This is a genomic window from Streptomyces pactum (assembly GCF_002005225.1).
Lineage (GTDB): Bacteria > Actinomycetota > Actinomycetes > Streptomycetales > Streptomycetaceae > Streptomyces > Streptomyces pactum_A.
Genome location: NZ_CP019724.1, coordinates 4,891,140 through 4,915,896, shown reverse-complemented (window position 1 = coordinate 4,915,896; position 24,757 = coordinate 4,891,140). Strand labels below are relative to the sequence as shown.

Annotated in this window: 25 protein-coding genes; 11 read left to right on the top strand and 14 right to left on the bottom strand. The window is 72.5% G+C overall.

The window, feature by feature from the left end; all coding sequences use genetic code 11:
• Positions 1 to 103: 103 nt before the first annotated feature.
• From B1H29_RS20935 to B1H29_RS20920, 4 genes are all read right to left on the bottom strand, one after another.
• Positions 104 to 1,777, bottom strand: a complete 1,674-nt coding sequence (locus B1H29_RS20935) for an acyclic terpene utilization AtuA family protein (protein ID WP_079160355.1) — start codon at positions 1,775 to 1,777, stop codon at positions 104 to 106.
• Complete coding sequence (locus B1H29_RS20930; protein ID WP_055417471.1) at positions 1,774 to 2,568, bottom strand: TIGR03084 family metal-binding protein; 795 nt, start codon at positions 2,566 to 2,568, stop codon at positions 1,774 to 1,776. The genes B1H29_RS20935 and B1H29_RS20930 overlap by 4 nt, the downstream gene beginning before the upstream one ends.
• Before the next feature lie 208 nt (positions 2,569 to 2,776).
• Positions 2,777 to 4,642 carry a serine/threonine-protein kinase gene (locus B1H29_RS20925; protein WP_055417472.1) on the bottom strand — a complete coding sequence of 622 codons (1,866 nt, stop codon included), beginning with the start codon at positions 4,640 to 4,642 and terminating at the stop codon, positions 2,777 to 2,779.
• A gap of 109 nt (positions 4,643 to 4,751) precedes the next feature.
• Positions 4,752 to 5,714, bottom strand: coding sequence for an EamA family transporter (locus B1H29_RS20920; RefSeq protein ID WP_055417473.1), 963 nt, complete (start codon positions 5,712 to 5,714; stop codon positions 4,752 to 4,754).
• Positions 5,715 to 6,074: 360 nt separating this feature from the next.
• On the opposite strand from B1H29_RS20920, the gene B1H29_RS20915 reads away from it, so the two are divergent.
• Together B1H29_RS20915 and B1H29_RS20910 are read left to right on the top strand one after the other, a co-directional pair.
• On the top strand, positions 6,075 to 6,527 hold the full coding sequence (locus tag B1H29_RS20915) for an NUDIX hydrolase (protein WP_055417474.1): 453 nt from the start codon (positions 6,075 to 6,077) through the stop codon (positions 6,525 to 6,527).
• 128 nt (positions 6,528 to 6,655) lie between these two features.
• On the top strand, positions 6,656 to 7,270 hold the full coding sequence (locus B1H29_RS20910; protein ID WP_055417475.1) for a dihydrofolate reductase family protein: 615 nt from the start codon (positions 6,656 to 6,658) through the stop codon (positions 7,268 to 7,270).
• A 54-nt stretch (positions 7,271 to 7,324) separates the two neighbouring features.
• Here B1H29_RS20910 and B1H29_RS20905 read toward each other — a convergent pair whose 3' ends face one another.
• From B1H29_RS20905 to B1H29_RS20895, 3 genes are all read right to left on the bottom strand, one after another.
• The gene (locus tag B1H29_RS20905; protein ID WP_055417806.1) at positions 7,325 to 7,900 is read right to left on the bottom strand and encodes a DinB family protein; all 576 of its coding nucleotides are present in this window, start codon (positions 7,898 to 7,900) and stop codon (positions 7,325 to 7,327) included.
• 101 nt (positions 7,901 to 8,001) lie between these two features.
• Positions 8,002 to 9,555, bottom strand: a complete 1,554-nt coding sequence (locus B1H29_RS20900) for an FG-GAP-like repeat-containing protein (protein WP_079160353.1) — start codon at positions 9,553 to 9,555, stop codon at positions 8,002 to 8,004.
• Positions 9,556 to 9,732: 177 nt separating this feature from the next.
• On the bottom strand, positions 9,733 to 9,987 hold the full coding sequence (locus B1H29_RS20895; RefSeq protein ID WP_055417807.1) for a GntR family transcriptional regulator: 255 nt from the start codon (positions 9,985 to 9,987) through the stop codon (positions 9,733 to 9,735).
• Between the two features lie 145 nt (positions 9,988 to 10,132).
• On the opposite strand from B1H29_RS20895, the gene B1H29_RS20890 reads away from it, so the two are divergent.
• Positions 10,133 to 10,384, top strand: coding sequence for a hypothetical protein (locus B1H29_RS20890; RefSeq protein ID WP_055417477.1), 252 nt, complete (start codon positions 10,133 to 10,135; stop codon positions 10,382 to 10,384).
• Positions 10,381 to 10,665, top strand: a complete 285-nt coding sequence (locus B1H29_RS20885) for a hypothetical protein (RefSeq protein WP_055417478.1) — start codon at positions 10,381 to 10,383, stop codon at positions 10,663 to 10,665. Before B1H29_RS20890 ends, B1H29_RS20885 begins: the two co-directional genes overlap by 4 nt.
• A 40-nt stretch (positions 10,666 to 10,705) precedes the next feature.
• On the opposite strand, the gene B1H29_RS20880 is transcribed toward B1H29_RS20885, so the two are convergent.
• Complete coding sequence (locus B1H29_RS20880) at positions 10,706 to 13,582, bottom strand: FAD-binding and (Fe-S)-binding domain-containing protein (protein ID WP_055417479.1); 2,877 nt, start codon at positions 13,580 to 13,582, stop codon at positions 10,706 to 10,708.
• A 109-nt stretch (positions 13,583 to 13,691) separates the two neighbouring features.
• Between B1H29_RS20880 and serC the strand changes: the two genes are divergently transcribed.
• On the top strand, positions 13,692 to 14,810 hold the full coding sequence (serC, locus tag B1H29_RS20875; RefSeq protein ID WP_055417480.1) for a phosphoserine transaminase: 1,119 nt from the start codon (positions 13,692 to 13,694) through the stop codon (positions 14,808 to 14,810).
• 74 nt (positions 14,811 to 14,884) lie between these two features.
• Here serC and B1H29_RS20870 read toward each other — a convergent pair whose 3' ends face one another.
• Both B1H29_RS20870 and B1H29_RS20865 read right to left on the bottom strand, forming a co-directional pair.
• Positions 14,885 to 15,715, bottom strand: coding sequence for an ABC transporter permease (locus B1H29_RS20870; RefSeq protein WP_055417481.1), 831 nt, complete (start codon positions 15,713 to 15,715; stop codon positions 14,885 to 14,887).
• The gene (locus B1H29_RS20865) at positions 15,712 to 16,692 is read right to left on the bottom strand and encodes an ATP-binding cassette domain-containing protein (RefSeq protein WP_055417482.1); all 981 of its coding nucleotides are present in this window, start codon (positions 16,690 to 16,692) and stop codon (positions 15,712 to 15,714) included. The genes B1H29_RS20870 and B1H29_RS20865 overlap by 4 nt, the downstream gene beginning before the upstream one ends.
• 91 nt (positions 16,693 to 16,783) lie before the next feature.
• Here B1H29_RS20865 and B1H29_RS20860 point away from each other — a divergent pair, with 91 nt between their 5' ends.
• On the top strand, positions 16,784 to 17,617 hold the full coding sequence (locus B1H29_RS20860) for a TetR/AcrR family transcriptional regulator (RefSeq protein ID WP_055417483.1): 834 nt from the start codon (positions 16,784 to 16,786) through the stop codon (positions 17,615 to 17,617).
• Here the strand turns inward: B1H29_RS20860 and B1H29_RS20855 are convergent.
• Positions 17,591 to 18,571: a hypothetical protein gene (locus tag B1H29_RS20855; protein ID WP_055417484.1), complete on the bottom strand. Its 981-nt coding sequence runs from the start codon at positions 18,569 to 18,571 to the stop codon at positions 17,591 to 17,593. The genes B1H29_RS20860 and B1H29_RS20855 overlap by 27 nt on opposite strands.
• A 100-nt stretch (positions 18,572 to 18,671) precedes the next feature.
• Between B1H29_RS20855 and B1H29_RS20850 the strand changes: the two genes are divergently transcribed.
• From B1H29_RS20850 to B1H29_RS20840, 3 genes are all read left to right on the top strand, one after another.
• Entirely contained in the window at positions 18,672 to 19,352 is a 681-nt protein-coding gene (locus B1H29_RS20850; protein WP_055417485.1) for a GDSL-type esterase/lipase family protein, read from the top strand.
• Between the two features lie 140 nt (positions 19,353 to 19,492).
• Positions 19,493 to 20,086 (top strand): Uma2 family endonuclease, encoded by a 594-nt coding sequence (locus tag B1H29_RS20845; protein WP_055417486.1) that lies wholly within the window; start codon positions 19,493 to 19,495, stop codon positions 20,084 to 20,086.
• A gap of 52 nt (positions 20,087 to 20,138) precedes the next feature.
• Positions 20,139 to 21,131, top strand: coding sequence for an aldo/keto reductase (locus B1H29_RS20840; RefSeq protein ID WP_055417487.1), 993 nt, complete (start codon positions 20,139 to 20,141; stop codon positions 21,129 to 21,131).
• A 142-nt stretch (positions 21,132 to 21,273) separates the two neighbouring features.
• Here B1H29_RS20840 and thpR read toward each other — a convergent pair whose 3' ends face one another.
• Positions 21,274 to 21,870 carry an RNA 2',3'-cyclic phosphodiesterase gene (gene thpR / locus B1H29_RS20835; protein ID WP_055417488.1) on the bottom strand — a complete coding sequence of 199 codons (597 nt, stop codon included), beginning with the start codon at positions 21,868 to 21,870 and terminating at the stop codon, positions 21,274 to 21,276.
• 115 nt (positions 21,871 to 21,985) lie between these two features.
• Here thpR and B1H29_RS20830 point away from each other — a divergent pair, with 115 nt between their 5' ends.
• Positions 21,986 to 22,573: a Uma2 family endonuclease gene (locus tag B1H29_RS20830; RefSeq protein WP_055417489.1), complete on the top strand. Its 588-nt coding sequence runs from the start codon at positions 21,986 to 21,988 to the stop codon at positions 22,571 to 22,573.
• A 10-nt stretch (positions 22,574 to 22,583) separates the two neighbouring features.
• Here the strand turns inward: B1H29_RS20830 and B1H29_RS20825 are convergent, their stop codons facing one another.
• Positions 22,584 to 23,945, bottom strand: coding sequence for an MFS transporter (locus tag B1H29_RS20825; protein WP_055417490.1), 1,362 nt, complete (start codon positions 23,943 to 23,945; stop codon positions 22,584 to 22,586).
• A 27-nt stretch (positions 23,946 to 23,972) separates the two neighbouring features.
• Positions 23,973 to 24,410 (bottom strand): MarR family winged helix-turn-helix transcriptional regulator, encoded by a 438-nt coding sequence (locus B1H29_RS20820; protein ID WP_007450858.1) that lies wholly within the window; start codon positions 24,408 to 24,410, stop codon positions 23,973 to 23,975.
• A gap of 150 nt (positions 24,411 to 24,560) precedes the next feature.
• On the opposite strand from B1H29_RS20820, the gene B1H29_RS20815 reads away from it, so the two are divergent.
• Entirely contained in the window at positions 24,561 to 24,749 is a 189-nt protein-coding gene (locus B1H29_RS20815) for a hypothetical protein (RefSeq protein WP_063787492.1), read from the top strand.
• The last annotated feature ends 8 nt before the right edge of the window (positions 24,750 to 24,757 follow it).

Genomic DNA, 24,757 nt, shown 5'->3' with positions numbered 1-24,757 from the left:
ACTGCGGAACCTCCGGGACGTATGGCGAGACGGTCACCGCAGAACCTCCGGGACGTATGGCGAGACGGTCACCGCAGAACCTCCGGGACGTATGGCGAGACGGTCACCGCAGAACCTCCGGGATGTCCAGGTGGCGGGCGCGCAGCCATTCGCCGAGCGCCTTGGCCTGCGGGTCGAAGCGGGCCTGCGCGGCGACGCCCGCGCCGAGGAGGCCCTCGACGACGAAGTTGAGGGCGCGCAGGTTGGGGAGCGTGTGCCGGGTGACGGGCAGGTCGCGGGCCTCCGGGAGCAGCTCCCGGAACCGGTCGGCGGTCAGCTCGTGCGCGAGCCAGCGCCAGGCCTCGTCGGTCCGCGCCCAGACGCCGACGTTGGCGTTCCCGCCCTTGTCTCCGCTGCGGGCGCCGGCGACGAGCCCGAGGGGGGCGCGGCGTGCGGGCCCCGGCGGGAGCGGCTTCGGCAGCGGTGGTTCCGGTACTTCCGCCAGTACGGCGGTGTCCTGGGCGCCGGGTACGGGAATCCGTTGCCCGTCGTGTAGGACGGCCACATGGTCGACGGCGCCATGGGGGACGTACACGTCCTCGAAGACCCCATAGGGCGCGCCCTTTCCGGGTGGCGCCAGCACATGGAAGCCGGGGTAGCTGGCGAGGGCCAGCTCGATGGCGGCCCCGCTCAGCGCCCGCCCGACGACCTGCTGGTCGGCGTCCCGGACGACGAGCCGCAGCAGGGCGCTGGCCGTCTCCTCGGTCGGGGCGTCGGGCCGGTCGGTGCGCACGAGGTCCCAGCGGACGTCGGCGACCTTGCCGAGGGCGGGTTCCATCTGCGCCCGCACCAGCGCGGCCTTGGCCTCGATACCGAGGCCGGTGAGCACGAAGGCGACCTCGTTGCGGAAGCCGCCGAGACGGTTCAGGCCGACCTTGAGGGTGGGCGGCGGGGCCTCACCGCGCACGCCCTCGACGCGGACGCGGTCCGGGCCGTCCTGGGCGATCCGTACGGTGTCCAGCCGGGCGGTGACGTCGGGCCCCGCGTACCGGGCGCCGCCCGTCTCGTACAGCAGTTGGGCCGTCACCGTGCCGACGTCGACGAAGCCGCCGGTGCCCTCGTGCTTGGTGATGACGCAACTGCCGTCGGCGTGCAGCTCGGCGAGCGGGAAGCCGGGGCGGCGGACGTCACCGTCTTCGAAGAAGGCGTAGTTGCCGCCGGTCGCCTGCGCCCCGCACTCCAGCACATGTCCGGCGACGACCGCGCCCGCGAGCCGGTCGTACTCCGCCGGCGCCCAGCCGAAGTGCGCGGCGGCGGGCCCGGTGACCAGGGCGGCGTCGGTGACCCGGCCGGTGACGACCACGTCGGCGCCCGCCCGCAGGGACTCGGCGATGCCGAAACCGCCGAGGTAGGCGTGGGCGGCCAGCGCTCCCGGGTGCCCGGCGGTGAGGTCGTCGCCCTCGACGTGCGCGACCCGTACGGGGATGCCGAGCCGTTCGGCGAGAGCGCGTACGGCGTCGGCGAGTCCGGCGGGGTTGAGCCCGCCGGCGTTGGCGACGATCCTGACGCCCCGCTCGTGGGCGAGGCCGAGGCACTCCTCCAGTTGCCGCAGGAAGGTGCGGGCGTACCCGGCGGCCGGGTCCTTCAGCCGGTCCCGGCCCAGGATGAGCATGGTCAGCTCGGCGAGGTAGTCGCCGGTGAGGACGTCCAGGGGGCCGCCGGTGAGCATCTCGCGCATGGCGTCGAAGCGGTCGCCGTAGAAGCCGGAGGCGTTGCCTATGCGGAGCGGCCCGTTCACTGCCGGGTTCCCTTCGGCTTCCGCCCCGCCCCCGGCGGCCCCGCGAAGGCCTGGGCGATGTCCAGCCAGCGGTCGGCGTCCGGTCCCTCGGCGGTGAGGGCGAGGTCGGCGCGGTGGGCGCGCTGGGTGGCGAGGAGGCAGAAGTCGAGGGCGGGGCCGGTGACGCGCTGCCCCGCGCCCTCGGGGCCGTAGGTCCACAGCTCCCCGCCGGGGGCGGTGAGCTCGACGCGGAACGGCTCGGCGGGCGGGGTGCGGCCGTGGGCCGCGTAGGCGAAGTCACGGGCGCGGACGCCGATGCGGGCGATGTGCCTCAGGCGGTCGGTGGGCGGGCGCGTCACGCCGATGGTCTCCGCGATGTCGAGGCCGTGGGCCCAGGTCTCCATCAGGCGGGCGGTGGCCATGGAGGCGGCGGCCATGGGTGGGCCGTACCAGGGGAAGCGGGTGCCCGGGGCCGACTCGCGCAGCGCCTCGTCGAGGGCGGCGCGGCCCTCCCGCCAGGCGGCCAGGAGCTCGGCGGGGGCCTGCCGGGCGCCTTCCTCGGCGCCGTCGTCGACGTAGCGGTCGGGCGCGGCGAGGGCCTGTTCCACCAGGGCGCGGAAGCCGTCCTCGTCGGTGACGGCGAGCAGGGCGGACCGGTCGGTCCAGGCCAGGTGCGCGATCTGGTGGGCGATCGTCCAGCCGGGCGCCGGAGTGGCGAGGCGCCACTGTCCGGGGCTCAGCCGGGCGACCAGCGCGTCGAGTTCCTCGCTCTCCTCGCGCAGGTCGTCGATCACGGGCGTCGGGTCGGACACGGGCGCTCCCCTCGGGCACGGCGGTGTGCGGCGCGGTGTGGGGTGGAGCATGGCAGGGGCACCGGTAACAATCAAGCACGCTTGCATGATTTTTGCCCGAGGACGACCGCGGACGACCGCGTCCTCCGTGGACGCCTGCGGGGGCTCTCGGAGGACGGAGGGCGCCCGGACGGCGGGGGACGTCGGGTCTCCTGGCCGGGCTCGGACCTCAGTCCGCGCGCCAGGCCGTCATGTCCGCGGTGACGAAGCCGACCTCCGGCACGGCGGTCGACTTCACCTGGACGACCAGCAGCATGATGTCGCCGTTGCGGTGCTTGGCGCAGATCTCGGTCCCTGCCGAGGCGGCGGCCAGCGGGAGGCGGTGGCCGTCGATGTCGGCATCGGCCTCGACGTCGGCCATCCTCTGACGGCAGTCCTCGTACGTGGCGCCCGGCTCGCCGAACATCATGGAGAAGACGCTGGTGTCGCTCTCCAGTGCGCAGGTCTGCGCGCAGGTGAAGCGGATGTCTCCCTTGCGGTCGTCGCGGGTCCTCCCGTCACTGACGCTGAGTGAGTTCTCGGCGTTCAGATACTGGGGGCCGTAGGCGTGGGCCACCGGAGTGGTGGAACCGGCGGCGGCACCGTCGGCCGCCGCATCCGGCGCGGCCGGCCCGCCGGCCCCCGACGCAGCCCCCTCCGTGGCCACCGTTCCGGGCGCCGGGCCTCCGGACGCCGCATCGCCGGATGCCGACGAGCGTGCCGTCGGGCCGGGGCTCCCGGACTCGGACGCGGACGCGGCCGTGTCCCGGTCGCGGTCTCGGTCCATCGCGTCCCGCAGCGTCCACGCCGCCGTGAGTACCAGCCCGCCCGCGGCCAGGGCGGCGGCCGCGAGCAGGGCGGCGCGTCTCCTGCGGCGCTTCCGCTCGTCCGGCCCGGCCGGCCGCTGCGGCGCGGTCGTGCCGTACGGAGCGGCGGGCCAGGGCGCGGCGCCCGGACCGTACGGGGTGGCGCCCGGACCGTACGGGGCGCCCGGACCCTGAGCGGTGGCGGACCACTGCCCGGTGCCCGGCTCCTGACCGGTGGCGGGCCACTGCGGGGCGGCTGCCGATTGCGGGGCGGCTGCCGACTGCGGGGCGGTCCACGGCCGCGTGTGTACCGCGGTGGAAGCCGGCGACGACTCCGGAGCCGGTGGGGCAGGCGGCGGAACCGTCGCCTCCGACCCCGCGAACTCCCGCCAGACGTCCGGCCCCGCCCCCGTCTCGGCGTCCCGCCCCAGTTCCCGCCGGCACCACTCGACGACCTCCGCCGGGGTGACCCGCTCCCCCGGTTCCGCGGCCAGGCACCGGGTGAGCAGCCCGCGCAGTTGCTCGGGCAGCCCGGACAGGTCGGGTTCGGAGTGCACGATCCGGTACAGCACGCTGACCGCGGGCCCGTCCCCGTAGAGCGGCCTGCCCAGCGCCGCGAACGCCGCCGTCTGGCCGAGCGCGAAGACGTCGGTCGCCGCCGTGACGTCACCCGCGGACGCCTGCTCGGGAGCCATGTACTGGGGCGTGCCGATGGCGGTGCCCGTGGCGGTGTGCGCGGTGCTGTCGGCGGCGATCGAGATCCCGAAGTCGATCACCCGCGGTCCGTCCGCGGCGAGCAGCACGTTCGACGGCTTCAGGTCCCGGTGCACGATCCCCGCACCGTGGATGGCCTGCAGCGCCTCGGCGACCCCCGCCATCAGCCACAGGACCGCCGGCACCGGCAGCGGTCCGCTCCGGGCGACGGCGTCCGACAGGGAGGGGCCCGGCACGTACAGCGTGGCCAGCCAGGGCGGTACGCCCGACGGGTCGGCGTCGATCAGTTCGGCGGTGTAGGCGCCCTTCACCTCCCGGGCCGCCTTGATCTCCCGGCTGAAGCGCCGCCGGAAGACCGGATCGTCGGCCAGTTCCGACCGTACGACCTTGATGGCCACCGGCCGGCCCCCCTGGGTGTGGGACAGGTAGACCCGCCCCATGCCGCCCGCGCCGAGCCGCGCCGCGAGGCGGTAACCGGCCACTGTGCGTGGATCGTCGTCCTGCAAAGGCTGGAAGACCTCGGCCGTGTGGTTCATCGGTTCCCTCCCCGTGATCCCGATGAGATGACCAGGTCCGCAGCCTATGCGTTGCGGGTGACCGCCTGCCCGGCCGGGTCCCTGGCGGCCCGGGCGTCGCGGGAGCCCTTCAGGGCACGTCCGGGAGCGCCTTGGCCCGGCGCCGCCCCATCTGCGTACGCACCGCCCCCATGCTGGCCGCGATGACCAGGGCGATGGCGGCGGCCTGGGTGGCGGACAGGGCCTGGTCGAGGATGAGGAAACCGGCCGCCGCGGCGATGGCGGGTTCCAGGCTCATGAGGATGGCGAAGGTGGGCGCGGGCAGCCGGCGCAGGGCGAGGAGTTCGAGGGTGTAGGGCAGGACGGAGGAGAGCAGGGCCACCCCGGCGCCCAGCGCCAGTGTCACCGGGTCGAGGAGCTTGCCGCCCGACTCGGCGATGCCCAGCGGCAGGAACAGCACGGCCCCGACCGCCATGGCGAGGGCCAGCCCGTCGGCCTGTGGGAAGCGGCGCCCGGTGCGTGAGCTGAAGACGATGTACGCCGCCCACATCGCGCCCGCCCCCAGCGCGAAGGCGGCACCGGCCGGGTCGAGGCTGTCGAAGCCGCCGCCCCCGAGGAGGAAGACGCCGGCCAGGGCGAGCGCGGCCCAGACCAGGTTGACGGCGCGCCGGGAGGCGACGACGGACAGGGCGAGCGGGCCGAGCACCTCCAGGGTGACGGCGGGGCCGAGCGGGATGCGGTCGACGGCCTGGTAGAAGAGGCCGTTCATGCCGGCCATGGCGATGCCGAAGGCGACGACCGTGCCCCAGTCGGCCCGGGAGTGGCCGCGCAGCCGGGGCCGGCAGATGAGGAGCAGTACGACGGCGGCCACGACCAGCCGCAGGGTCACCACGCCGAGCGCGCCGGCCCGGGGCATGAGACTCACCGCCAGCGCGGCGCCGAACTGCACGGAGAAGCCGCCGGCGAGGACCAGGCCGACCGGCCCCAGGGAGCCCCGCCCGCGCGGGTTGCCCGCCTGGCCGGACGCGGGCCCCGGGTCCGCCGCGGACGCGGCGGCGGAGGTGGACGGGGTGGCGGCGCTGGGGGTGGTCACGGGGCCTTCCTCGGTCTTGGCGCGGGGACGGAGCCCCTGTCGGACATCGCGCGTCGGGCGTCGGGCATCGCGTATCGCACTGCGCCGACCGGTCCAGAGTAATGACCTCCGTACAGGACCGTGCAACGTTTACACACCTGACGATGAGTCCGGCGCCCCGCCTTGGTCAACTCCGTCCGGCATGCGGACCGACCACCACCGACGGCCGGTCGGCAGGGGCGGGTGGCGGCCGGTCGGCCGGGTCGGCGCGGCGGGTACCGTCCCCATGGCGAATCCTGTACGCCGCCGCCCCTCCACCGCGTCTCCCACATCTCCCACATCCCCGCCTCTCCCACATCTCCCAACATCTCCCGAGGTCCCGTGCGACGACTCCTCACCCGCCTCTGGCGGCTCCTGCGCCCCTTCCAGAGCCGCGTCATGTGGTTCCTGAACGCCAAGTTCGTGGTCGGAGTGACCGGCGTCGTGCGCGACGACGAGGGACGGGTCCTGCTGCTCCGGCACCGGATGTGGCCGCCGGGCCGCCAGTGGGGGTTGCCGAGCGGCTTCGCGCACAAGGGCGAGGACTTCCGGGAGACCGTGGTGCGCGAGGTCAGGGAGGAGACGAACCTCGACGTGGAGGTGGGCCGCCTGGTCATGCTGAACAGCGGCCTCCGCACCCGCCTGGAGGTGGCCTACGAGGCCCGCCTGCTGGGCGGCGAGCTGCGCATCGACCCGTTCGAGATCCTCGAGGCCCGCTGGTGCCGCCCGGACGAGTTGCCCGAGGGCGTCCAGCCGGTGTGCCATCCGCTGGTGCGGGGCGATACGGCGCCCTGAGTCACGTTCCGGGGCCGGTGTCGAAAACGCGGGCTCCCGATCGACGCGGAAGTGAAGGCGGTGCGCGGTACACCCGTACCGGGCACCGCCCGCGCACCCGATCACCCGCGACCTCAGGAGCCCCCATCATGACCGTGACCGCGGACATGGCCATCACCCTCGACGGCTACATCGCCGGCCCGAACGTCACCGTCGACAACCCGGGAGGCGACGGCGCCGAGCCGATCTTCGACTGGATCCACACCCTGGCGAGCTGGCGGGAGCGCCAGGGCATGACCGGCGGGGCGGACAACCGCGACTCCGAGCTGATCCGCGAGTGGTTCGACGCCACCGGAGCGGTGGTCATGGGCCGGATGATGTACGACACGGGCGAGGAGTTCTGGGGCGACAACCCGCCGTTCCGCACCCCGGTCTTCGTCCTCACCAACCGCCCCCGGCCGACCCTGGTGAAGGAGGGCGGCACCACCTTCACCTTCGTCACCGACGGCATCCACAACGCCCTCGACCGGGCCAAGGCCGCCGCCGGGGACAGGAACGTCGACATCGCGGGCGGCGCGAGCACGGTGCGGCAGTACCTCGGCGCGGGGCTCATCGACGAACTCCAGCTCCACGTGGTGCCGGTGCTCCTCGGGGACGGGCTGCGGCTCTTCGAGGGACCCGGCGCCGTCCGACGCGACCTCGAACCGGTCAGGGTCGTCGGCACGCCCCTGGCCACCCACCTGAAGTACCGCTTTCCGAAGTGACCCGGCTGGATCGGCCGGGCGTCTTCCAGACGCCGTAGGACCGGACGCCGCAGGTCAGCCCATGCTTTTGGCACCGTCCAGGGACTCGCGGATGATGTCGGCATGGCCGGCGTGCTGAGCGGTCTCGGCGACGATGTGCATCAGCACCCGGCGGGCCGACCACTGCCTGTCGGCCTCGAACCACGGGGCCTTCGGCAACGGCTGCGTGACCCCCAGGTCGGGCAGCGTGGCGACCAGGCCGTCGGTCCGGCGAGCCGCCTCGGCGTAGTCGGCCAGGACACCGGCCAGCGTCTCACCGGGCAGCATCCGGAACTCGTCGGCCCGCTGGGCCCAGTCGGCCTCGGTCATGGCCGTGAAGTCTCCCATCGCCGACGGGCCGTTCACGATGAAGTTCGCCCAGCTCCGCTCGACCGAGGACACGTGCTTGATCAAGCCGCCCAGGCAGAGCTCGCTCGCGGTGGTCCGGAGTCCGGCCTGCTCGTCGGTGAGGTCACGGGTGGTGAAGCGCAGGAAGTGCCGTTGGTTGGCCAGCATCTCCAGCAGGTCGGCGCGCTCACCGGTGACGGCCGGGGCCTCGGTCTGGTCGCCGGTGGTCAGGTCGCGGGTGGTCGACTCGTCGAGAGTGGTCATGGTCTCCGCCTTCCGGTGTTCTGCTCCGTCGGTCGAGACCACGCTATGAGCCATAGAGGTCAGACCATGTCCTAGATCACCCACGGCAGGATACGGAGGGCCTAGAGGGCGATCTCACCGCCGCCGATCAGCAGGCCCAGCCCCTCGGTGTCGTCGAAGGTGTCCCCGGACAGCCGGGTGACGCCCTCGGTGGCAGGTCCCTTCGCCGTGCCGGGCAGCAGCCACGCGACGCCGCCGACCGTGTCGCTGCCCGGCGCGGTCACCACGAGGTCGGCACGGCCGTCGCCGTCCAGATCGGTGAGGCCCACCGCGGCGCCGAAGTCGGCGTCCCCGCCCGGGGCGGCACCGAGGTCGTCCCCGTCGAACAACCGGGCCACCTCACCGCTGAGCCCGTCCGGTCCGCCCGCCAGGAACAGCACCTGCTCCGGGCCCGGCTCCCCGTACACGTCCCACCGGGGCGCCCCGGCCACCACGTCCGCGTATCCGTCTCCGTTGACGTCCCCGGTGTCCAGGGTGAAGAAGACGGCGTCCTCGTCGAGGGGTTCCTCGCCGGGCACGCCGGGAGTGTCCCGGTCCACGGTCGTCGTCCGCTTCCCCGGCCCGGACTCGGAGCCGTACACCACCGTCACCGAGCTGCGGCTTGCGTCACCGCCCCGGGGGCTGAGGACCAGGTCGTCGTAGCCGTCGCCGTCCACGTCGCCGATCGCCCCCTCCCCCGCGTCGGGGAGTCGGGTGCCCTCCGGCTGCGTGAAGCCGGCCCGGCCGCCGCGCAGGTAGCTCACCGGCCGGTCCAGCTCGGACCAGAGCGCCTCGGGATCCGGATCGGCGTCGTGAAAGCTCACCAGGTCGTCGATGCCGTCGCCGTCGAGGTCCCCGGCGACGAGGTCGCCGTAGTTCGCAGTGGCCATGTCCGGCGCGGGACGACGGGGTGCGGGGACGCGGCCCGTCCCGGCCGGGGTGCCGTCCCGCCCGAAGGGCCCCTTGAGCAGCCCCTTGTCGGAGCCGAGCCCGAAAACCAGGTCGGGGTGCCCGTCACCGTCGAAGTCACCGGCGGCGAGCTGCTCGGCCAGGATCGGGTTGTTGTCCCAGGCGACGCGACTGACGTCCGTCCCCGGCACCCGGGTGGCGCGCGACAGCCCGTCCTCGGAGCCCCACATGACGATCACGCTCGGCTTCCAGTCGAAGACGGAGGCGGCGAGGTCGGTGTACCCGTCCCCGTCGAAGTCGCGGGCCACCACGTCCGACCCGAAGAACGCCTCGTCGCGGTTGTCCCCGGGAATGCCGGCATCGTCCTGGGTGAGGTACTGGCACCGACCGATCTCCGTCCCGTCCCCCGCCCCGTACGCGACCTCGATACTCCCGCCCCCGCTCCCGCCCTTCACACTCCCCATCGACCCGAAGGCCAGGTCGGGGTGACCGTCACCGTCGAAATCGGCGGCCCCCTCCGGGGCGGACCGCCCCGACGCGGGCGCGGCGGTGCCGTGGGCCGGGGTCCGGCACGCGTACGGCGCGGCGATGTCGGCCGGCTCGTCGTTCGCGATCACCACACCCACGGCGACCGCCAACGCGACGACGGCCGCGCCACCGCCGATCACCCGGGGTCGCTTGCCGACCCGTCGCCGTGGCGCTTCCGCCTGGCCATCCGAACCGTCCATGGAAACGATCACGCGAGGGCCACCCCACGCGGTTCCGGTGGGTCAGGCCGATCGGCGCCCGACGGCCGGCAGATGCGAACTCGCCACCGGCGACTCCGGGGACTCGGCCATTCGGGCAGCGGCGGGAACCGACTCGAACAGACTCGACTCACGGAACGACGCGGCACGAACGCGTCGCTACGCCTCGCCGTCGCCATCCGGCCGACGGGCGACGAAGGAGCCGAGGCCCACTTCGGCGCGGATCAGCCCCTCCCCCTTCAGGTGAGCGAGGGCCTTCTGCGCGGTCGACGCCGCGATCGCGAACTCGGCCGACAACTCGACCACCGACGGAACCCGGGCATCAACGGGATAAGTACCGTCCGCGATGCGCGTCTCAATGGCAGCTGCGACCTGCCGCCAGACGGGCCGGGTGCGATCGAGTTCGGGAGTCATGCGGTGGACGCTAAAACCCTGCGGTAGACCGCGCGACCGCAGTAGACTGCGGTAGACCATGGTGACCACTCCAGTTGAAGACCCCCGCGACGGGTGGAGCCGTCCGGGGGCGTGGCCACCAGCCAAACCCAAAGGAACTGATGACATGACCGAGCCTATCGGCCGCCTCATCACGTGGATGAGCCTGCTGCTCACACCCCGAGGCGCCCACCGCCGCACCGGCCCGCACCCGGCGGCATGCCCCACACCGCGCCATCCGGCCGCAATCGGCGTGGTCCCCCTTCCCACCCACCGCAGCCCCTACGGCCTGCCCGCCGTTCTCGACGGCACCGCGACCGTGGCCGTACGCCCGTACGTCCTCGCCCACACGCCGTACGAGCTGGAGGCAGCCGCATGACGGAACCGCGCGAGCCCCGCCTGCTCCCCTGGTCCGGCCTCGAGGGCAAGCCCTGTTATCTGATCACCGACGGCAACGGTGGGCCCCTCTCACGGCTGGCCGACACCACCGAGTCCACCCAGCTCGGCATGGGCGCCGAACTCCTCGGTCACGCCCGAGCCCTCCTCCCGGACGCCCCGCACGGCGAGCTCCGCTTCCTCGCCGAGCGCCTCGCCGAAGCCCTCGCGGACGCGCTGCGGGTGGCCGAGAGCCGAGGACGGAGGCTGCGCGGGCTCAACTGAGCGGACCGAGGACACCCGGGGCGGTTCTGTCCTCCGTTTTTCAGGACCGCCCCAAACCGTCCGCCAGCACCTCCGCCAAGTGCCGCCCCCGCACCCCCGCCAACTGCTCGAGCTGCGTCCGGCACGAGAAGCCGTCCGCCAGGACCACCGCCCCGTCCGGTGCCTCGCGCACCGCCGGGAGGAGCCGGTCCTCGGCGCAGGCGGCCGACACCTCGTAGTGGCCCTCCTCGAAACCGAAGTTGCCCGCGAGGCCGCAGCAGCCGCCGGTCAGCTCACCGGTGAGGCCGGCCGCCTCACGCAGGCGGCGGTCGGCCGCGTCGCCCAGGACCGCGTGCTGGTGGCAGTGGGTCTGGCCGGTGGCCGGGCGGTTCACGGCGGGCGGGGTCCAGTCGGGGGCGTGGCGCTCCAAAACCTCCGCGAAGGTCACCACGCGGTCGGCGAGTCGAGCCGCCCGTGGGTCGTCGTGCAGCAGCTCGGGAAGGTCCGTGCGCAGGGCGGCGGCACAGCTCGGCTCCAGGACGACGACCGGCGCGGACGTCTCCAGCACCGGGGTCATCAGGTCCAGCGTGCGGCGCATCACCGCGCGGGCACGGTCCAGTTGGCCCGTCGACACGTACGTCAGTCCGCAGCAGACCCGGCCCCGGCGGGCGGTCAGCAGCGCCATAGCCGACTTCGCCGTACCGTCCCCGATCACGGCACGCCCCCGCAGCGTCGGCGGCAACGCCACCCGCAGCCCCGCCGCCTCCAGCACCCGTACGGCCGCGCGGCCCACGGACGGTGACAGGTGCTCGGTGAAGGTGTCCGGCCAGAGGACGACCAGGTCACCGGACGGGGACCCGGGCCCGGACCGTCCGGTGCCCGGACGCCGCCTGCGCCACCACCGACTGAACGGCTCCCCCGCCAGCCTCGGCACCTCCCGCTCGCCCGCGATGCCGCCCACCCGTTTCGCCACCGCCGCCAACGGCCGGACGGAGGACAGGGCATTGACGACCGGAGCCGCCCGGGTCCGCGCCGCCCAGCGCAGCCACACCGGCAGCCACCCCATCGCGTAGTGGGCGGCGGGGCGGCGGCGTCCCGCGTAGTGGTGGTGCAGGAACTCCGCCTTGTACGTGGCCATGTCGACCTCGACCGGGCAGTCGGAGCGGCAGCCCTTGCAGGACAGGCACAGGTCGAGGGCGTCCCGGACCTCCGTGGAGCGCCAACCGTCCGTCACCAGCTCCCCGGCGAGCATCTCGTGCAGCAGCCGGGCGCGCCCGCGCGTGGAGTGCGCCTCGTCTCCCGTCGCCCGGAACGACGGGCACATCACCCCGGACCCCGCCGCCGACGTCGTACGGCACTTGGCGACCCCGACACAGCGCCGGACCGCCGCCGAGAAGTCGCCGCCGTCGGACGGGTAGCCGAACGCCACGTCCACCGGCTCGCGCGGCAGGACGGAGAAGCGGAGGTTCGCGTCGAGCGGCGCCGGGCGGACCAGCATGCCCGGGTTGAGGAGGTCGTCCGGGTCCCAGACGGACTTCGCGCGCTCGAAGAGGGCGACCGTCTCCTCGCCGTACATCCTCGGCAGCAGTTCCGCCCGCGCCTGCCCGTCCCCGTGCTCCCCGGACAACGAGCCCCCGTGCGCCACGACCACGTCCGCCAGTTCCTCCGAGAAGCTTCGAAAGCGGGCCACCCCGGCATCCGTCAGCAGGTCGAAGTCGATGCGTACGTGGATGCAGCCGTCCCCGAAGTGCCCGTACGGCGTGCCGCGCAGACCGTGGGCGGTGAGCAGGCCCCGGAAGTCCCGCAGATAAGCCCCGAGCCGCGCCGGCGGCACCGCGCAGTCCTCCCAGCCGGGCCACGCCTCCGATCCGTCCGGCATCCGCGTCGCCGTACCGCTGGCGTCCTCCCGGACACGCCACAGCGTCCGCTGCCCGGCCGGGTCGGTCACCACGAGCGCGTCCACGACATCCGCCGCCCGCACGACCGCCTCCGCACGCGCGCGGGCCTCCGCCGCCGTGTCGCCGCCCGTCTCCACGAACAGCCACGCGCCACCCCGTGGCAGCCCTTCCGTGGAGGGCACCAGGTCCACCGCCATGCCCTCCACCGTCAGCGGCCCGAGCGGCAGCAGCCCGGCCGCCGCCTGAGCCGCCCCGGCCTCGTCGGCGTAACCGAGCACCGCCAGCACCCGCGCGCGCGGAGACTCGACCAGCCGCACCACCGCCTCGGTCAGCACGCCCAGCGTGCCCTCCGAACCGCAGAAGGAACGGGCCACGTCCGCGCCCTTCTCCGGCAGCAGCGCGTCCAGCGCGTAGCCGGAGATGCGGCGGGGCAGGTCGGGGAAGCCGGTGCGCAGCCGTGCCGGGTCGCCGTCGACCAGCTCACGCAGGCCCTCCGGGGCCCCGGCCCACTCCTGCCCGAGCCGGAGCCGCTCCCCCCGCGCGGTGAGGACCGTCAGCTCTCGCACGCTGTCCGCCGTCGTGCCCCACGCCACCGAGTGGGAGCCGCACGAGTTGTTGCCGATCATGCCGCCGAGCGTGCAGCGGCTGTGGGTGGAGGGGTCGGGGCCGAAGCGCAGGCCGTGCGGGGCGGCGGCCTGCTGGAGGCGGTCGAGGACCAGGCCCGGCTGGACGACGGCCGTTCGCGCCTCCCGGTCGAGCGAGACCAGCCGGTTCATGTGCCGGGTGAAGTCCAGGACGACGCCCGTGCCGGTCGCCTGTCCCGCGATCGACGTGCCACCGCCCCGCGCCACGACCGGCACCCCGCGCGCCCGGCACACCTCCAGCACGGCCGCCACGTCGTCGGCGTCTCTCGGTGCCACCACCCCCAGCGGGACCCGCCGGTAGTTGGACGCGTCCATCGTCGTCAGGGCCCGGGAGGTGACGTCGAAGCCGACCTCGCCGCGTACGGCCGTGCGCAGTGCTGCCTCCAGATCGGTCATGCCTCCAGCATGGCTCTTGTAGCTCGGCACAGGTCCGCAAGGCGGAGATCTCGTCTCATCGGACGGACATGGCTTCGCCCGGTTTGGCCGACGGGATACCCTCCGGCACGTGGCTGAGATCCAGATTCCTGCTGACATGAAGCCCGCCGACGGTCGTTTCGGCGCTGGTCCCTCCAAGGTGCGGGTGGAGGCGCTGGACGCCCTGGCCGCCACCGGTACGTCCCTGCTCGGCACCTCCCACCGCCAGGCGCCCGTCAAGAACCTGGTCGGCAAGGTCCGTGAGGGCATCTCCGAGCTGTTCCGGCTCCCCGACGGCTACGAGGTGATCCTCGGCAACGGCGGCTCCACCGCGTTCTGGGACGTCGCGACCCACGGCCTGATCGAGAACAAGTCGCAGCACCTGAGTTTCGGCGAGTTCTCCTCCAAGTTCGCCAAGGCCGCCAAGCTGGCGCCCTGGCTGGCCGAGCCGACGGTCGTCTCCTCCGACCCGGGCACCCACCCCGAGGCGCGGGCCGAGGCCGGCGTGGACGTGTACGCGTTCACGCACAACGAGACCTCGACCGGCGTCGCCATGCCCATCAAGCGTGTCGCCGGCGCGGACGAGGGCTCCCTCGTGCTGGTCGACGCCACCTCCGGCGCCGGCGGCCTGCCCGTCGACATCGCCGAGACCGACGTCTACTACTTCGCCCCGCAGAAGTCCTTCGCCTCCGACGGCGGCCTGTGGATCGGCGTGTTCTCCCCGGCCGCCATCGAGCGCGCCGAGCGGATCCACGCGAGCGGCCGGCACGTCCCGGAGTTCTTCTCGCTGCCGACCGCGATCGACAACTCCCGCAAGAACCAGACGTACAACACCCCGGCGCTGGCCACCCTGTTCCTGCTGGGCGAGCAGCTCGACTGGATGAACGGCCAGGGCGGCCTGGACTTCACCACCGGCCGCACCAAGGACTCCTCGACCCGCCTGTACACCTGGGCGGAGGAGGCCAAGTACGCCACGCCGTTCGTCTCGGACCCGGCCAAGCGCTCGCAGGTCATCGGCACGATCGACTTCGCCGACGACATCGACGCCGCCGCCGTCGCCAAGGTGCTGCGCGCCAACGGCGTCGTCGACACCGAGCCGTACCGCAAGCTCGGCCGCAACCAGTTGCGCGTCGCGATGTTCCCGGCGATCGACCCGGCGGACGTCGAGGCACTCACGAAGTGCGTCGACTACGTGATCGAGAAGCTCTGAGCACCACCACTTCCGCAGCACGTCGATGAGGGGCGCCCGGCACTCGCCGGGCGCCCCTCATCCGCTCCCCGCTCCTACCTGCTGAGCCGCTGGAAGCGCCGCACCGCCAGCGGCAGGAAGAGCGCCGTCAGTACCACCGGCCACACGCCCGCCATCAGCAGCGCGTGCTGCTCGACCCACGAGTCACCGCCGCCGACCGGCGTGCCGAACAGTTCGCGGGCCGCCGCCGCCGTGGACGAGATGGGGTTCCAGGCGGCCACCCAGCCCAGCCAGTCGGGCATGAGCTGCGGAGCGACGAAGATGCTGGAGATCATGGTCAGCGGGAACGCCACCGCGAACAGGCCGCCCGCCGCCTCCGGGTTGGGGACCAGCAGCCCGAGCCACACGCCGAGCCAGATCAGCGCGAACCGCAGCCACAGCAGCAGACCGAACGCCGCCACGAAGCCCCAGCCGCCGTCCGGGCGCCAGCCCATGGCCAGCGCCGTCAGCATCAGGATCGTCAACTCGGCACAGGCGACCACGAGATCGGTCACCCCACGCCCCGCCACCACCGCGGAGGAGGCCATCGGCATGGAGCGGAACCGGTCGATGACGCCCTTGGTCGAGTCGTAGACGACGACGGTCGCGGTGTTGATGAAGCCGAACGCCATGGTCATCACGAACATGCCCGGCATCAGGAAGTCCTTGTAGTCCCCGCCGCCCGGCACCGTCATCGCGCTGCCGAAGACGTAGCCGTAGAGGAGGACGGACAGGATCGGGAAGCCGAGCTGCCAGGCGATGTTGACGGGCTGGCGCTGGTAGTGGGTCAGGCCGCGGCGGACGACGTTGCCGCAGTCGGAGATCAGCCAGTAGAGGCGGCCGCGCTCGGGCGGGGCCGTCGTCAGGTCCAGGTCGAGAGCGCTCATGCCGCCGCCTCCTCCTTCTCCTTCGCCTCCGCACTCGTGCGGTGGCCGGTCAAACGCAGGAACACGTCGTCCAGGCTCGGCCTGCGCAGTCCGATGTCCTCCACGGCCACGCCCTCGTCCTGGAGGGTGCGCGCCACCTCGGTCAGGGCCGGCACCCGGTCGGTGACCGGGGCGTGCACCCGCAGCCCCTCCTCGTCGGCCTCGGGTTCGCCGTCGCAGACCCGGGCGACCACCTTGACCACCCTCGGGATCTCCGAACGCTCGGCCACCACGACCTCGATACGGTCGCCGCCGACCAGGTTCTTCAGCCCGTCCGGGGTGTCGTCGGCGATGGACCCGCCCTGGTCGATGACGGTGATGTGCGAGGCGAGCTTGTCGGCCTCCTCCAGGTACTGCGTGGTCAGCAGCACGGTCGTACCGCTCGCCACCAGCGCGCGGACGGAGTCCCAGACCTCGCCGCGGCTGCGGGGGTCGAGGCCCGTCGTCGGCTCGTCCAGGAACAGCACGGACGGGGCGAGGATCATCGACGCGGCGAGGTCGAGGCGGCGCCGCATGCCGCCGCTGTACTTGCCGACGCCCCGGTCGGCGGCGTCGGTCAGGTCGAACTGCTCCAGCAGTTCGACGGCCCGGGCACGGGCCCGCCTGCCGCCCAGGTGGAACAGGCGCCCGAACATCTCCAGGTTCTGCCGGCCGGTGAGCACCTCGTCCACGGCCGCGTACTGCCCGGTGAGGCCGATCCGCGCCCGCACCTCGCGCGCCTGCCGGGCGACGTCGAGACCCGCCACCTCGGCCCGTCCCCCGTCCAGCCGGATCAGCGTGGACAGGATGCGCACGGCGGTGGTCTTGCCGGCGCCGTTCGGCCCCAGCAGGCCGTGCACGGTGCCCTCGCGGACGGCCAGGTCGAAGCCGTCGAGGGCGCGTTTCCCGCGGTACCTCTTCTCCAGCCCCTCGGCCCGTACCGCGTATGCGTCGCTCATGGGTCCCCCTCTCCACTCCCTAACTGAGTACACCGTACCCTATTGCGCGTACACCGTACCCAGTTAATTTCCGCGGACTTAGACTGACCTCATGGCAAGCGGTACGGAGACCAGCGGCAGCGGTGACATCGGCCGCACCCTCGAACTGTTGTGGGACACCGGCAGGCGGCCCAGCCGGGGGCCCAAGCCGGGCCTGACGCTGGAGCGGATCGTCGAGGTCGCCGTCGAGGTCGCGGACCGGGAGGGGCTGGGCGCGGTCTCGATGCGCCGGATCGCCACCGAGCTGGGCACCGGGACCATGTCCCTGTACCGCTACGTCCCCGGCAAGGGCGAGCTGATCGACCTGATGCTGGACCGCGTGCAGCGCCCGTCCGAGAACCCCGGCGACTTCGGCGACGACGGCTGGCGCGCGGCGCTGGAGGCGCTCGGCCGCGCCGCACTCGCCCTCTACCGCCGCCACACGTGGCTGCTGGAGGTCAACCAGTCCCGCCCGGTGCTCGGCCCGAGCGCCCTGGACGGCCTGGAAAGGGTCCTCGACCGGATCAAGCCGATGGGCCTGACCGACCCCGAGCTGGTGTCGGCGATCATCATGGTCGACGGATACGTCGTCGGGGCCGCCCGCACCCAGGTGTACGCGGAGGAGGCCGAGCGCACCTCCGGGCTGACGGACGCGCAGTTCTGGGCCGCCCAGCAGCCGGCGCTGGAGAAGGCCATGAGCAGCGGACGCTACCCCGTTCTGGCCTCCCTCTCGGAGGACACCTTCGGCACCGACTTCGACCACTTCGAGTTCGGGCTGCAACGCATCCTGGACGGGCTGGAGGTGCTGGTGTCCGCGCGGCGTGCGGCGGACGGCCCAGCGGCGGACGGCCCAGCGGCGCACGGCTCAGCGGCGCACGGCTCAGCGGCGGCGGAACAGCCGTCGTAGCCCGAAGAACGCGACGGCGCACGCGACGAGCAGCCCGACCGCCCCGACCCCGAGGGTGCTCCCGCCCGGACCGTCGGCCCCTGCGGAGCCCTCCCCCGAGGCGTCGGAGCCGCCCCCCGCCGACCCGCCGCCCCCGGGCGCGTCCTCGGCCTTCACGGGGCTGCCCGCGCCCTCCATCCCGAGCAGCAGCTTCTCGCCGTCGGTGGTGTAGGTGACGGACTCCCCCTGCCCGAGCGGGACGCTGATCCGCCCCTTGCGCTGGATCTGCCCGCCGTTCCAGTCGTACCAGATGCCCCCGAGGTAGCCGCGGACGGCGAGCCGCTCGCCGTCCGGGGAGAAGGCGGCATCGGTGGCCCAGAGTCCGACGGGGGCTGCACGCCGGAAGACGTTGGTGCCGGAGGCGGAAAGCCTCGCAGGCCCCTCGTACAGGTGCCCGCCGTCCTCGTGCTTGTCGATGATGTAGACCCGCCCGGTCTTCGGGTGGACGGCCATCGACTCGGCGTCACGGGAGCCGTCCGCGTACTTCACGACGTACTGCGTCGCCTTGACCGTCTGGTCCTTCAGTTCCGTCGGCTCGGGCAGCTCGTAGATCCACACGTAGGGCCAGGTCACGCCGTCGTTGTCCCCGATGTCGCCGACGAAGATCCGGTTGTCCGGCCCGATGGAGATCGCCTCGACGTCCCGGGGCGTGCCGACGCCCGAGAGCGCGACCCGGGCGACGGTCTCGCCGGTGGAGCCGTCCACGGCGTACAGGTAGGGCCCGTTGTCCTGGTCGTTGTGCGTCCAGTAGACGCCGGGGTGCAGGCGGGAGGCGGCGAGGCCGCTGGACTCGGTGATGCGCGGGTCCTTGATCGTGAAGCCGTCGCTCCCGTCGCCCCCGTCGGCGGCGGAGGCGGGCACGGCGAACGCGCCCACGAGAAGGGCCGAGGCGAGGACGGCGAAAGATCGGCGCATGCGCCAAGCCTGCCATCCCGTACGGGCGTTCACGCCGCCGGTCACGCTGCGTGGCCGGGCTCACATCGCGCCGGCCAGGCGGATCGTCCATGATGAGCGGATGCTCAGGTTCATGTTCGTCGGTGACTCCATGACGATCGGAAGCGCCGGCGAACACACGTGGCGCTACCGCCTGTGGCAGCACCTGCGCGACTCCTGCGGTCGCCCCTTCACGTTCGTCGGCCCCCGCGAGACGCTGCACGACCAGTCGGCGGACGCCCCCACCTCGTACGCCTACGCCGACCCGGACTTCCCCCGCGCCCACCTGGCCGGCTGGGGGGAGGGCTGGCACCACATGGTCCCGCTGATCGGCGAGACGGTACGGGCCTGCCGCGCGGACGTGCTCCTGGTCTCGCTCGGCCTGATCGACCTCGGCTTCTACACGAACGCGGAGCAGACCGCCGACAACGTCCGTGCCTTCGTGGCCGAGGCCCGATCGGCGAACCCGCGCGTGCGCATGGCCGTGATGCCGGTGCTGCACAACATCCGGGTGGAGGCGGACGAGACCTTCGCCGAGCAGGTCACCCGGTTCAACGGACTCCTCGCGAAGACGATCGCCGACGTCGACGACCCGCGCTCCTCGCTGCTCCTCGTCCCCCCGCCCGCGTCGTACGACTTCCACGTGGACACCTACGACGGCACGCATCCCAACGAGAGCGGCGAGCACAGGATCGCGGAAGCGTTCGCGGAGGCGATGGACGAGGAGTGGGGGCTGGGCGGCCCCTACTCCGCCACCTGGTAGGACGCGGCCCGGACCGCCCGGACCGCCCGGACCATGTGGCGTTCTGGCATATGCGCGTTCTCCCGCGCCCTGGTCACCGTGCGTATCGTTGTACCGCGCGGCTGTACTCGTCGTTGGGTCAGCCGGGGAGGAGCGCCACGATGACCGTCCTCGACGACAGGATCGCGATGGCCGAGAGCGACAACACGCGTCGGCTCGACGAGGTGTTCGAGCGACTCGAGAAGATGCCCGTCCCCGAGGGTTACAAGGTCGAGATCGTCGGGGGGGTTGTCTACATGGCACCACAGCGGGACATCCGCTGGGAAACCATCCGCGAGATCCTTTGGGCCCTGGAGGATCACTTCGGACGGCGGCAGGCCAGGATCCTCTCGGACGTCCGCATCGACTTCCCCGGTCACGAGAACGGGTTCTGCCCGGACGTCGCCAAGATCAAGGGCGGGGCGCAGAAGAACGACGACGGCAAGTGGCGTTACGAGGACGTCGAGTTCGTCGCCGAAGTCATCTCGAAGGGCACGGCGCGGAACGACTACGAAGCCAAGAAGACCGCCTACGCCCTCGCGGAAGTCCCGGTCTATCTCATCGCCGATCCGTATGTCGGCAGGTGCCGCTTGTTCACCCAGCCCAAGGACGGTATCTACGTGACCGACACCTCCGTCGAGTACGGCGGAGACGTCGACATGACGACCACCCACCTGGGCCTCACCCTCCCCACCGCCGACTTCCCCCGCGACTGACCGCACGAACCCGCTTGCCTGGAGCGCACTCCAAGTCGTTGGCTTGGGGACCATGAAGTACACGCAGCTCGGACGCACAGGACTCAAGGTCAGCCGGCTCGTCCTCGGGACCATGAACTTCGGCCCGCAGACCGACGAGGCCGACAGCCACGCCATCATGGACGCGGCGCTGGACGCCGGCATCAACTTCTTCGACACCGCCAACGTGTACGGCTGGGGCGAGAACAAGGGCCGTACCGAGGAGATCATCGGCAACTGGTTCGCCAAGGGCGGCGACCGGCGGGACAGGACCGTCCTCGCCACCAAGGTCTACGGCAACATGGGCGCCGACGGCGAGGCCTGGCCCAACCACGACAAGCTCTCCGCCGTGAACATGCGGCGAGCGGTCGACGCCAGCCTGAAGCGGCTCCAGACGGACCACATCGACCTGTACCAGTTCCACCACATCGACCGCGACACCGGATTCGACGAGATCTGGCAGGCCATCGACGTATTGGTCCAGCAGGGCAAGATCCTCTACGCCGGGTCCTCGAACTTCCCCGGGTACAAGATCGCCCAGGCCAACGAGACCGCCGCCCGGCGCGGCGGCACCATCGGGCTGGTCAGCGAGCAGTGCCTGTACAACCTGGCCGAGCGCCGCGCCGAGATGGAGGTCGTCCCGGCCGCTCAGGACTACGGCCTCGGGGTCATCCCCTGGTCGCCGCTGCACGGCGGGCTGCTCGGCGGGGTCCTGAAGAAGGAGGTCCAGGGCGGACGCCGCGCCTCCGGCCGGGCGGCCGACACCCTGGCCGACCCGGCGAAGCGGGCGCAGATCCAGGCCTACGAGGACCTGCTCGACAAGCACGGCGTCGAGCCCGGCGAGGCCGCGCTGGCCTGGCTGCTGACCCGGCCCGGCGTGACCGGCCCGATCGTCGGCCCGCGCACCGCGGAGCAGCTCGCGTCGGCGCTGCGGGCCGTGGAGCTGGAGCTGTCACAGGAGCTGCTGACCGGGCTGGACGAGATCTTCCCGGGCCCGGGTCCTTCGCCGGAGGCGTTCGCCTGGTAGCGGCGTGAGCGGGGCGGCGGTCGCCTCACTGCCTGCTCACGGCCGCTTATCCGAGCGCCGCCGCCACCGCCACCACGACGAGCATCAGCACGAGCACACCGGCCATGATCCGGTTACGGGTCTTCGGGTCCACGCCCCGAGCCTAACCGGACGCGCCCAGCGGGCTGCGGGCGACCGTCTCGTAACGGGGCTGCTCGCCCGGCACCCCGGACCTCGGCAGGTCGCTGCGCACCAGGGCCAGGTGCGTCACGGTCCAGGCGGGGCTGGTGAAGCCGTCCAGGGCTTCGACGTAGGGCCGGACGTCGTAGGCCGCCCGGCTGCGGGCCACCGTCAGGTGAGGCTTGTACCGCCGGTGCCCGCCCATCTCGACGCCCGCCTTGCGCCCCGCCGACTCCGCGCGGTCGGCCAGCAGCCGCAGGGCCGCGAGATCACCCTCCGCGCCCGCCCACAGCGCCCGCCCGTGCCCGAACTGGCCGCCCCCGCGCAACGCCAGCCCGAAGGGCGCGCTCCGGTGGGCCGCCCGCTCCAGGCGGGCCGACAGGTCCGGTACGAGGTCGTCGTCCACCTCGCCGTAGAAGGCGAGCGTGAAGTGCCAGTCAGCGGCTCCGCCGCGGGGCCGGCCGGGGCGGCCGGTCCAGCGCAGCCTCTCCGCGCCGGGCAGCTTCCGCAGCGCTGCCACCTCGGCGGCGAGGGCGGCGGTGACGTCCTCGGGGGGCAGTACGGCGGCGAACAGTCTCATGCCGGTCAGTCTCCCCCGGGAACGCCTGTGCGTCCGCGCGTGTCCCCGTCACCGTGCGTATCGTTGTACCGCGCGGCTGTACTCGTCGTTGGGGCAGCCGGGGAGGAGCGCCACGATGACCGTCCTTGACGACAGGATCGAGATGGCCGAGGAGAGCGCCGAGCTGACTCTGGACGTCATGTTCGAGTGGCTGGAGAAGATGCCCGTCCCCGAGGGATACAAGACCGAGATCGTCGGGGGTCACATCTTCATGACGCCGCAGCGGGACACCCACTGGGACATCATCGCGGACATCTACGACCAGCTACGCACCAAGTACCCGCGCAAGCGCGTGAAGTCCGACGTCCGCATGGACTACCCGGGGCATCTCAACGGCTTCGCCTCCGACGTCGTGGCCCTGGCCGAGGGCTCCCGGCGGAACGACAAGGGCCTCTGGCTCCCCGAGGACGTCGAGTTCGTCGCCGAGGTCCTCTCCAGGAGCACGGCCGGCAACGACCACGGCCCGAAGAAGGACGCCTATGCCGCCGCCGGCGTCCCGGTCTACCTGATCGTGGACCCGTACGCGGGGGAATGGCACCTGCACACCCTGCCGGAGGACGGCAAGTACCACGCGTGCGTCGGCTTCGGCTTCGGCGAGGACATCGACCTGACCGGCACCGTCGTCGGCCTCACTCTCAAGACCGACGACTTCCCCCGCGACTGACCGGCTCCGGCTACGCCGCCGGCGCCAGCTCCTCGCGCCGCTCCCGGGGCACGAACCGGACCCGCGGGTGGCCGCGGTGCCAGCCGAACGACAGGCGCAGGTTGCCGACGCGGGCCAGGACCAGGCCGATGACGATCGCGGCGGTGGCGGCCACGGCGCCGCCCGCGGCGAAGCCGGCCCGGGCGCCGTAGGTGTCCGTGACCCAGCCGACGATCGGGGCGCCGACCGGGGAACCGCCGAGGAAGACCATCATGTACAAAGCCATGACGCGGCCCCGCATGGCCGGGTCGGTGGACATCTGGATGCTGGTGTTGGCGGTGACGTTGACCGTCATGCTGAAGACGCCGATCGGGACCATCAGCAGCGCGAACAGCCACAGCTCGGGTGCCGTGGCCGCCACCATCTCCAGGGCACCGAAGGCGAGCGCCGCCGCGATCAGCACCCGCAGCCGCGCCGTGCCGCGCCGGGCGGCGAGCAGGGCTCCGGCGAGTGAGCCGACGGCCATGAGGGTGTTGAAGAGGCTGTAGGCGCCGGCCCCCGCGTCGAAGACGTCGTCGGCGAAGGCGGACAGGAAGACCGGGAAGTTGAAGCCGAAGGTGCCGATGAAGCCGACCAGCACGATGGTCCAGATCAGCTCGGGGCGGCCGGCGACGTAGTGCAGGCCCTCGCGCAACTGTCCCTTGCCGCGCGGGGCGCGCCGGACGGCGTGCAGGTCGCGGGCGCGCATCAGCAGCAGGCAGCTCAGCGGCGCGACGAAGGACAGGCCGTTGGCGAGGAACGCCCAGCCGGTGCCCACCCCGGTGATCATCAGCCCGGCGACGGCGGGACCGACCAGGCGGGCGGACTGGAAGTTGGCCGAGTTGAGGCTGACCGCGTTCTGCAGTTGGTCCCGGTCGACCAGCTCGGCGACGAAGGACTGGCGGGCGGGGTTGTCGACGACCGTGGCCAGGCCCATCGCGAAGGCGGCGACGTAGACGTGCCAGACCTGGACGTGGCCCGTCAGGGTCAGGACGGCGAGGAAGAGCGCGGTCAGGGCCATCGCGGACTGGGTGACCAGCAGCGTGGGCCGCTTGCGCAGACGGTCGACGAGGACGCCGCCGTAGAGGCCGAAGAGCAGCATCGGCAGGAACTGCAGGGCCGTGGTGATGCCGACGGCCGCCGAGGAGCCGGTCAGGCTGAGCACCAGCCAGTCCTGGGCGATGCGCTGCATCCAGGTGCCGATGTTGGAGACGACCTGGCCCAGGAAGAACAGGCGGTAGTTGCGGACCCTCAGGGAGGCGAACATCGAGGTCTTGCGAGGGGTGTCGGTGATCGTCGGGTCGTCGTGGCCGTCGGGTGCGGGGGCGGAAGCTGCTCCGGGTCCCGTACTCAAAAGGGTTCGCCTCCTCGTGAACGCTGCTTACCGGTGCGCGAGCTTCTCCAGTACGGGGGCGGCGGCGCGCAGTTTCGCCCACTCGTCCTCGTCGAGTCCCTCGACCAGCGTGGCCAGGAACGCGTTCCGCTTGCGGCGGCTCTCCTCGAGCATCACCACGGCCTGCTCGGTCTGCGTCACGACCTTCTGGCGCCGGTCCTCGGGATGCGGCTCCAGCCGGACCAGTCCCTTCGCCTCCAGGAGCGCCACGATGCGGGTCATCGAGGGCGGCTGGACGTGTTCCTTGCGGGCGAGCTCGCCCGGGGTCGCACTGCCGCAGTTGGACAGGGTGCCCAGCACCGACATCTCGGTCGGACTGAGCGACTCGTCGACCCGCTGGTGCTTGAGCCGACGGGACAACCGCATCACGGCGGAGCGCAGGGAGTTCACGGCGGCGGCGTCGTCGCCATGCTTGAGGTCCGGCATGTTCCTTAGCGTAACTCATTAGTCTCGCGAAATACCACCGCTCGTTCGTCCGCGTGCCCGTGACGCCCGCCACGGAAACCCGGATTTCACCCGAACGAGTGAGCTGTTTCCGGAAAGCGGAGCATCACCCGGCCGGTGGGGGCGACCCTCGTGCGCATGGGGACCAGCGTGCTCAGCCTGCGGATGGACGGGGAGCTGCTCGACCGGCTCCGGCACCATGCGGCGAAAAGGGGAATGAGCGTCCAGGACTATGTCGTCCGGACGCTCATTCGGGATGACTTCGACGAGCGGTTCCAGTCCGCCGTGGAGGAGACGGAACGGTTCTACGGGGTCACGTGAGCCCCACC

Excerpts from the sequence above, each read along its gene's own strand:
- B1H29_RS20840 (WP_055417487.1), top strand. The coding sequence starts at position 20,139 with ATGAAGTACACGCAGCTCGGACGCACAGGACTCAAGGTCAGCCGGCTC.
- B1H29_RS20870 (WP_055417481.1), bottom strand. The coding sequence starts at position 15,715 with ATGAGCGCTCTCGACCTGGACCTGACGACGGCCCCGCCCGAGCGCGGC.
- B1H29_RS20900 (WP_079160353.1), bottom strand. The coding sequence starts at position 9,555 with ATGGACGGTTCGGATGGCCAGGCGGAAGCGCCACGGCGACGGGTCGGC.
- B1H29_RS20850 (WP_055417485.1), top strand. The coding sequence starts at position 18,672 with ATGCTCAGGTTCATGTTCGTCGGTGACTCCATGACGATCGGAAGCGCC.
- B1H29_RS20820 (WP_007450858.1), bottom strand. The coding sequence starts at position 24,410 with ATGCCGGACCTCAAGCATGGCGACGACGCCGCCGCCGTGAACTCCCTG.
- B1H29_RS20925 (WP_055417472.1), bottom strand. The coding sequence starts at position 4,642 with ATGAACCACACGGCCGAGGTCTTCCAGCCTTTGCAGGACGACGATCCA.
- B1H29_RS20880 (WP_055417479.1), bottom strand. The coding sequence starts at position 13,582 with ATGACCGATCTGGAGGCAGCACTGCGCACGGCCGTACGCGGCGAGGTC.
- B1H29_RS20830 (WP_055417489.1), top strand. The coding sequence starts at position 21,986 with ATGACCGTCCTTGACGACAGGATCGAGATGGCCGAGGAGAGCGCCGAG.
- B1H29_RS20845 (WP_055417486.1), top strand. The coding sequence starts at position 19,493 with ATGACCGTCCTCGACGACAGGATCGCGATGGCCGAGAGCGACAACACG.
- thpR (WP_055417488.1), bottom strand. The coding sequence starts at position 21,870 with ATGAGACTGTTCGCCGCCGTACTGCCCCCCGAGGACGTCACCGCCGCC.
- B1H29_RS20895 (WP_055417807.1), bottom strand. The coding sequence starts at position 9,987 with ATGACTCCCGAACTCGATCGCACCCGGCCCGTCTGGCGGCAGGTCGCA.
- B1H29_RS20860 (WP_055417483.1), top strand. The coding sequence starts at position 16,784 with ATGGCAAGCGGTACGGAGACCAGCGGCAGCGGTGACATCGGCCGCACC.
- B1H29_RS20890 (WP_055417477.1), top strand. The coding sequence starts at position 10,133 with ATGACCGAGCCTATCGGCCGCCTCATCACGTGGATGAGCCTGCTGCTC.
- B1H29_RS20855 (WP_055417484.1), bottom strand. The coding sequence starts at position 18,571 with ATGCGCCGATCTTTCGCCGTCCTCGCCTCGGCCCTTCTCGTGGGCGCG.
- B1H29_RS20865 (WP_055417482.1), bottom strand. The coding sequence starts at position 16,692 with ATGAGCGACGCATACGCGGTACGGGCCGAGGGGCTGGAGAAGAGGTAC.
- B1H29_RS20910 (WP_055417475.1), top strand. The coding sequence starts at position 6,656 with ATGACCGTGACCGCGGACATGGCCATCACCCTCGACGGCTACATCGCC.
- B1H29_RS20905 (WP_055417806.1), bottom strand. The coding sequence starts at position 7,900 with ATGACCACTCTCGACGAGTCGACCACCCGCGACCTGACCACCGGCGAC.
- B1H29_RS20885 (WP_055417478.1), top strand. The coding sequence starts at position 10,381 with ATGACGGAACCGCGCGAGCCCCGCCTGCTCCCCTGGTCCGGCCTCGAG.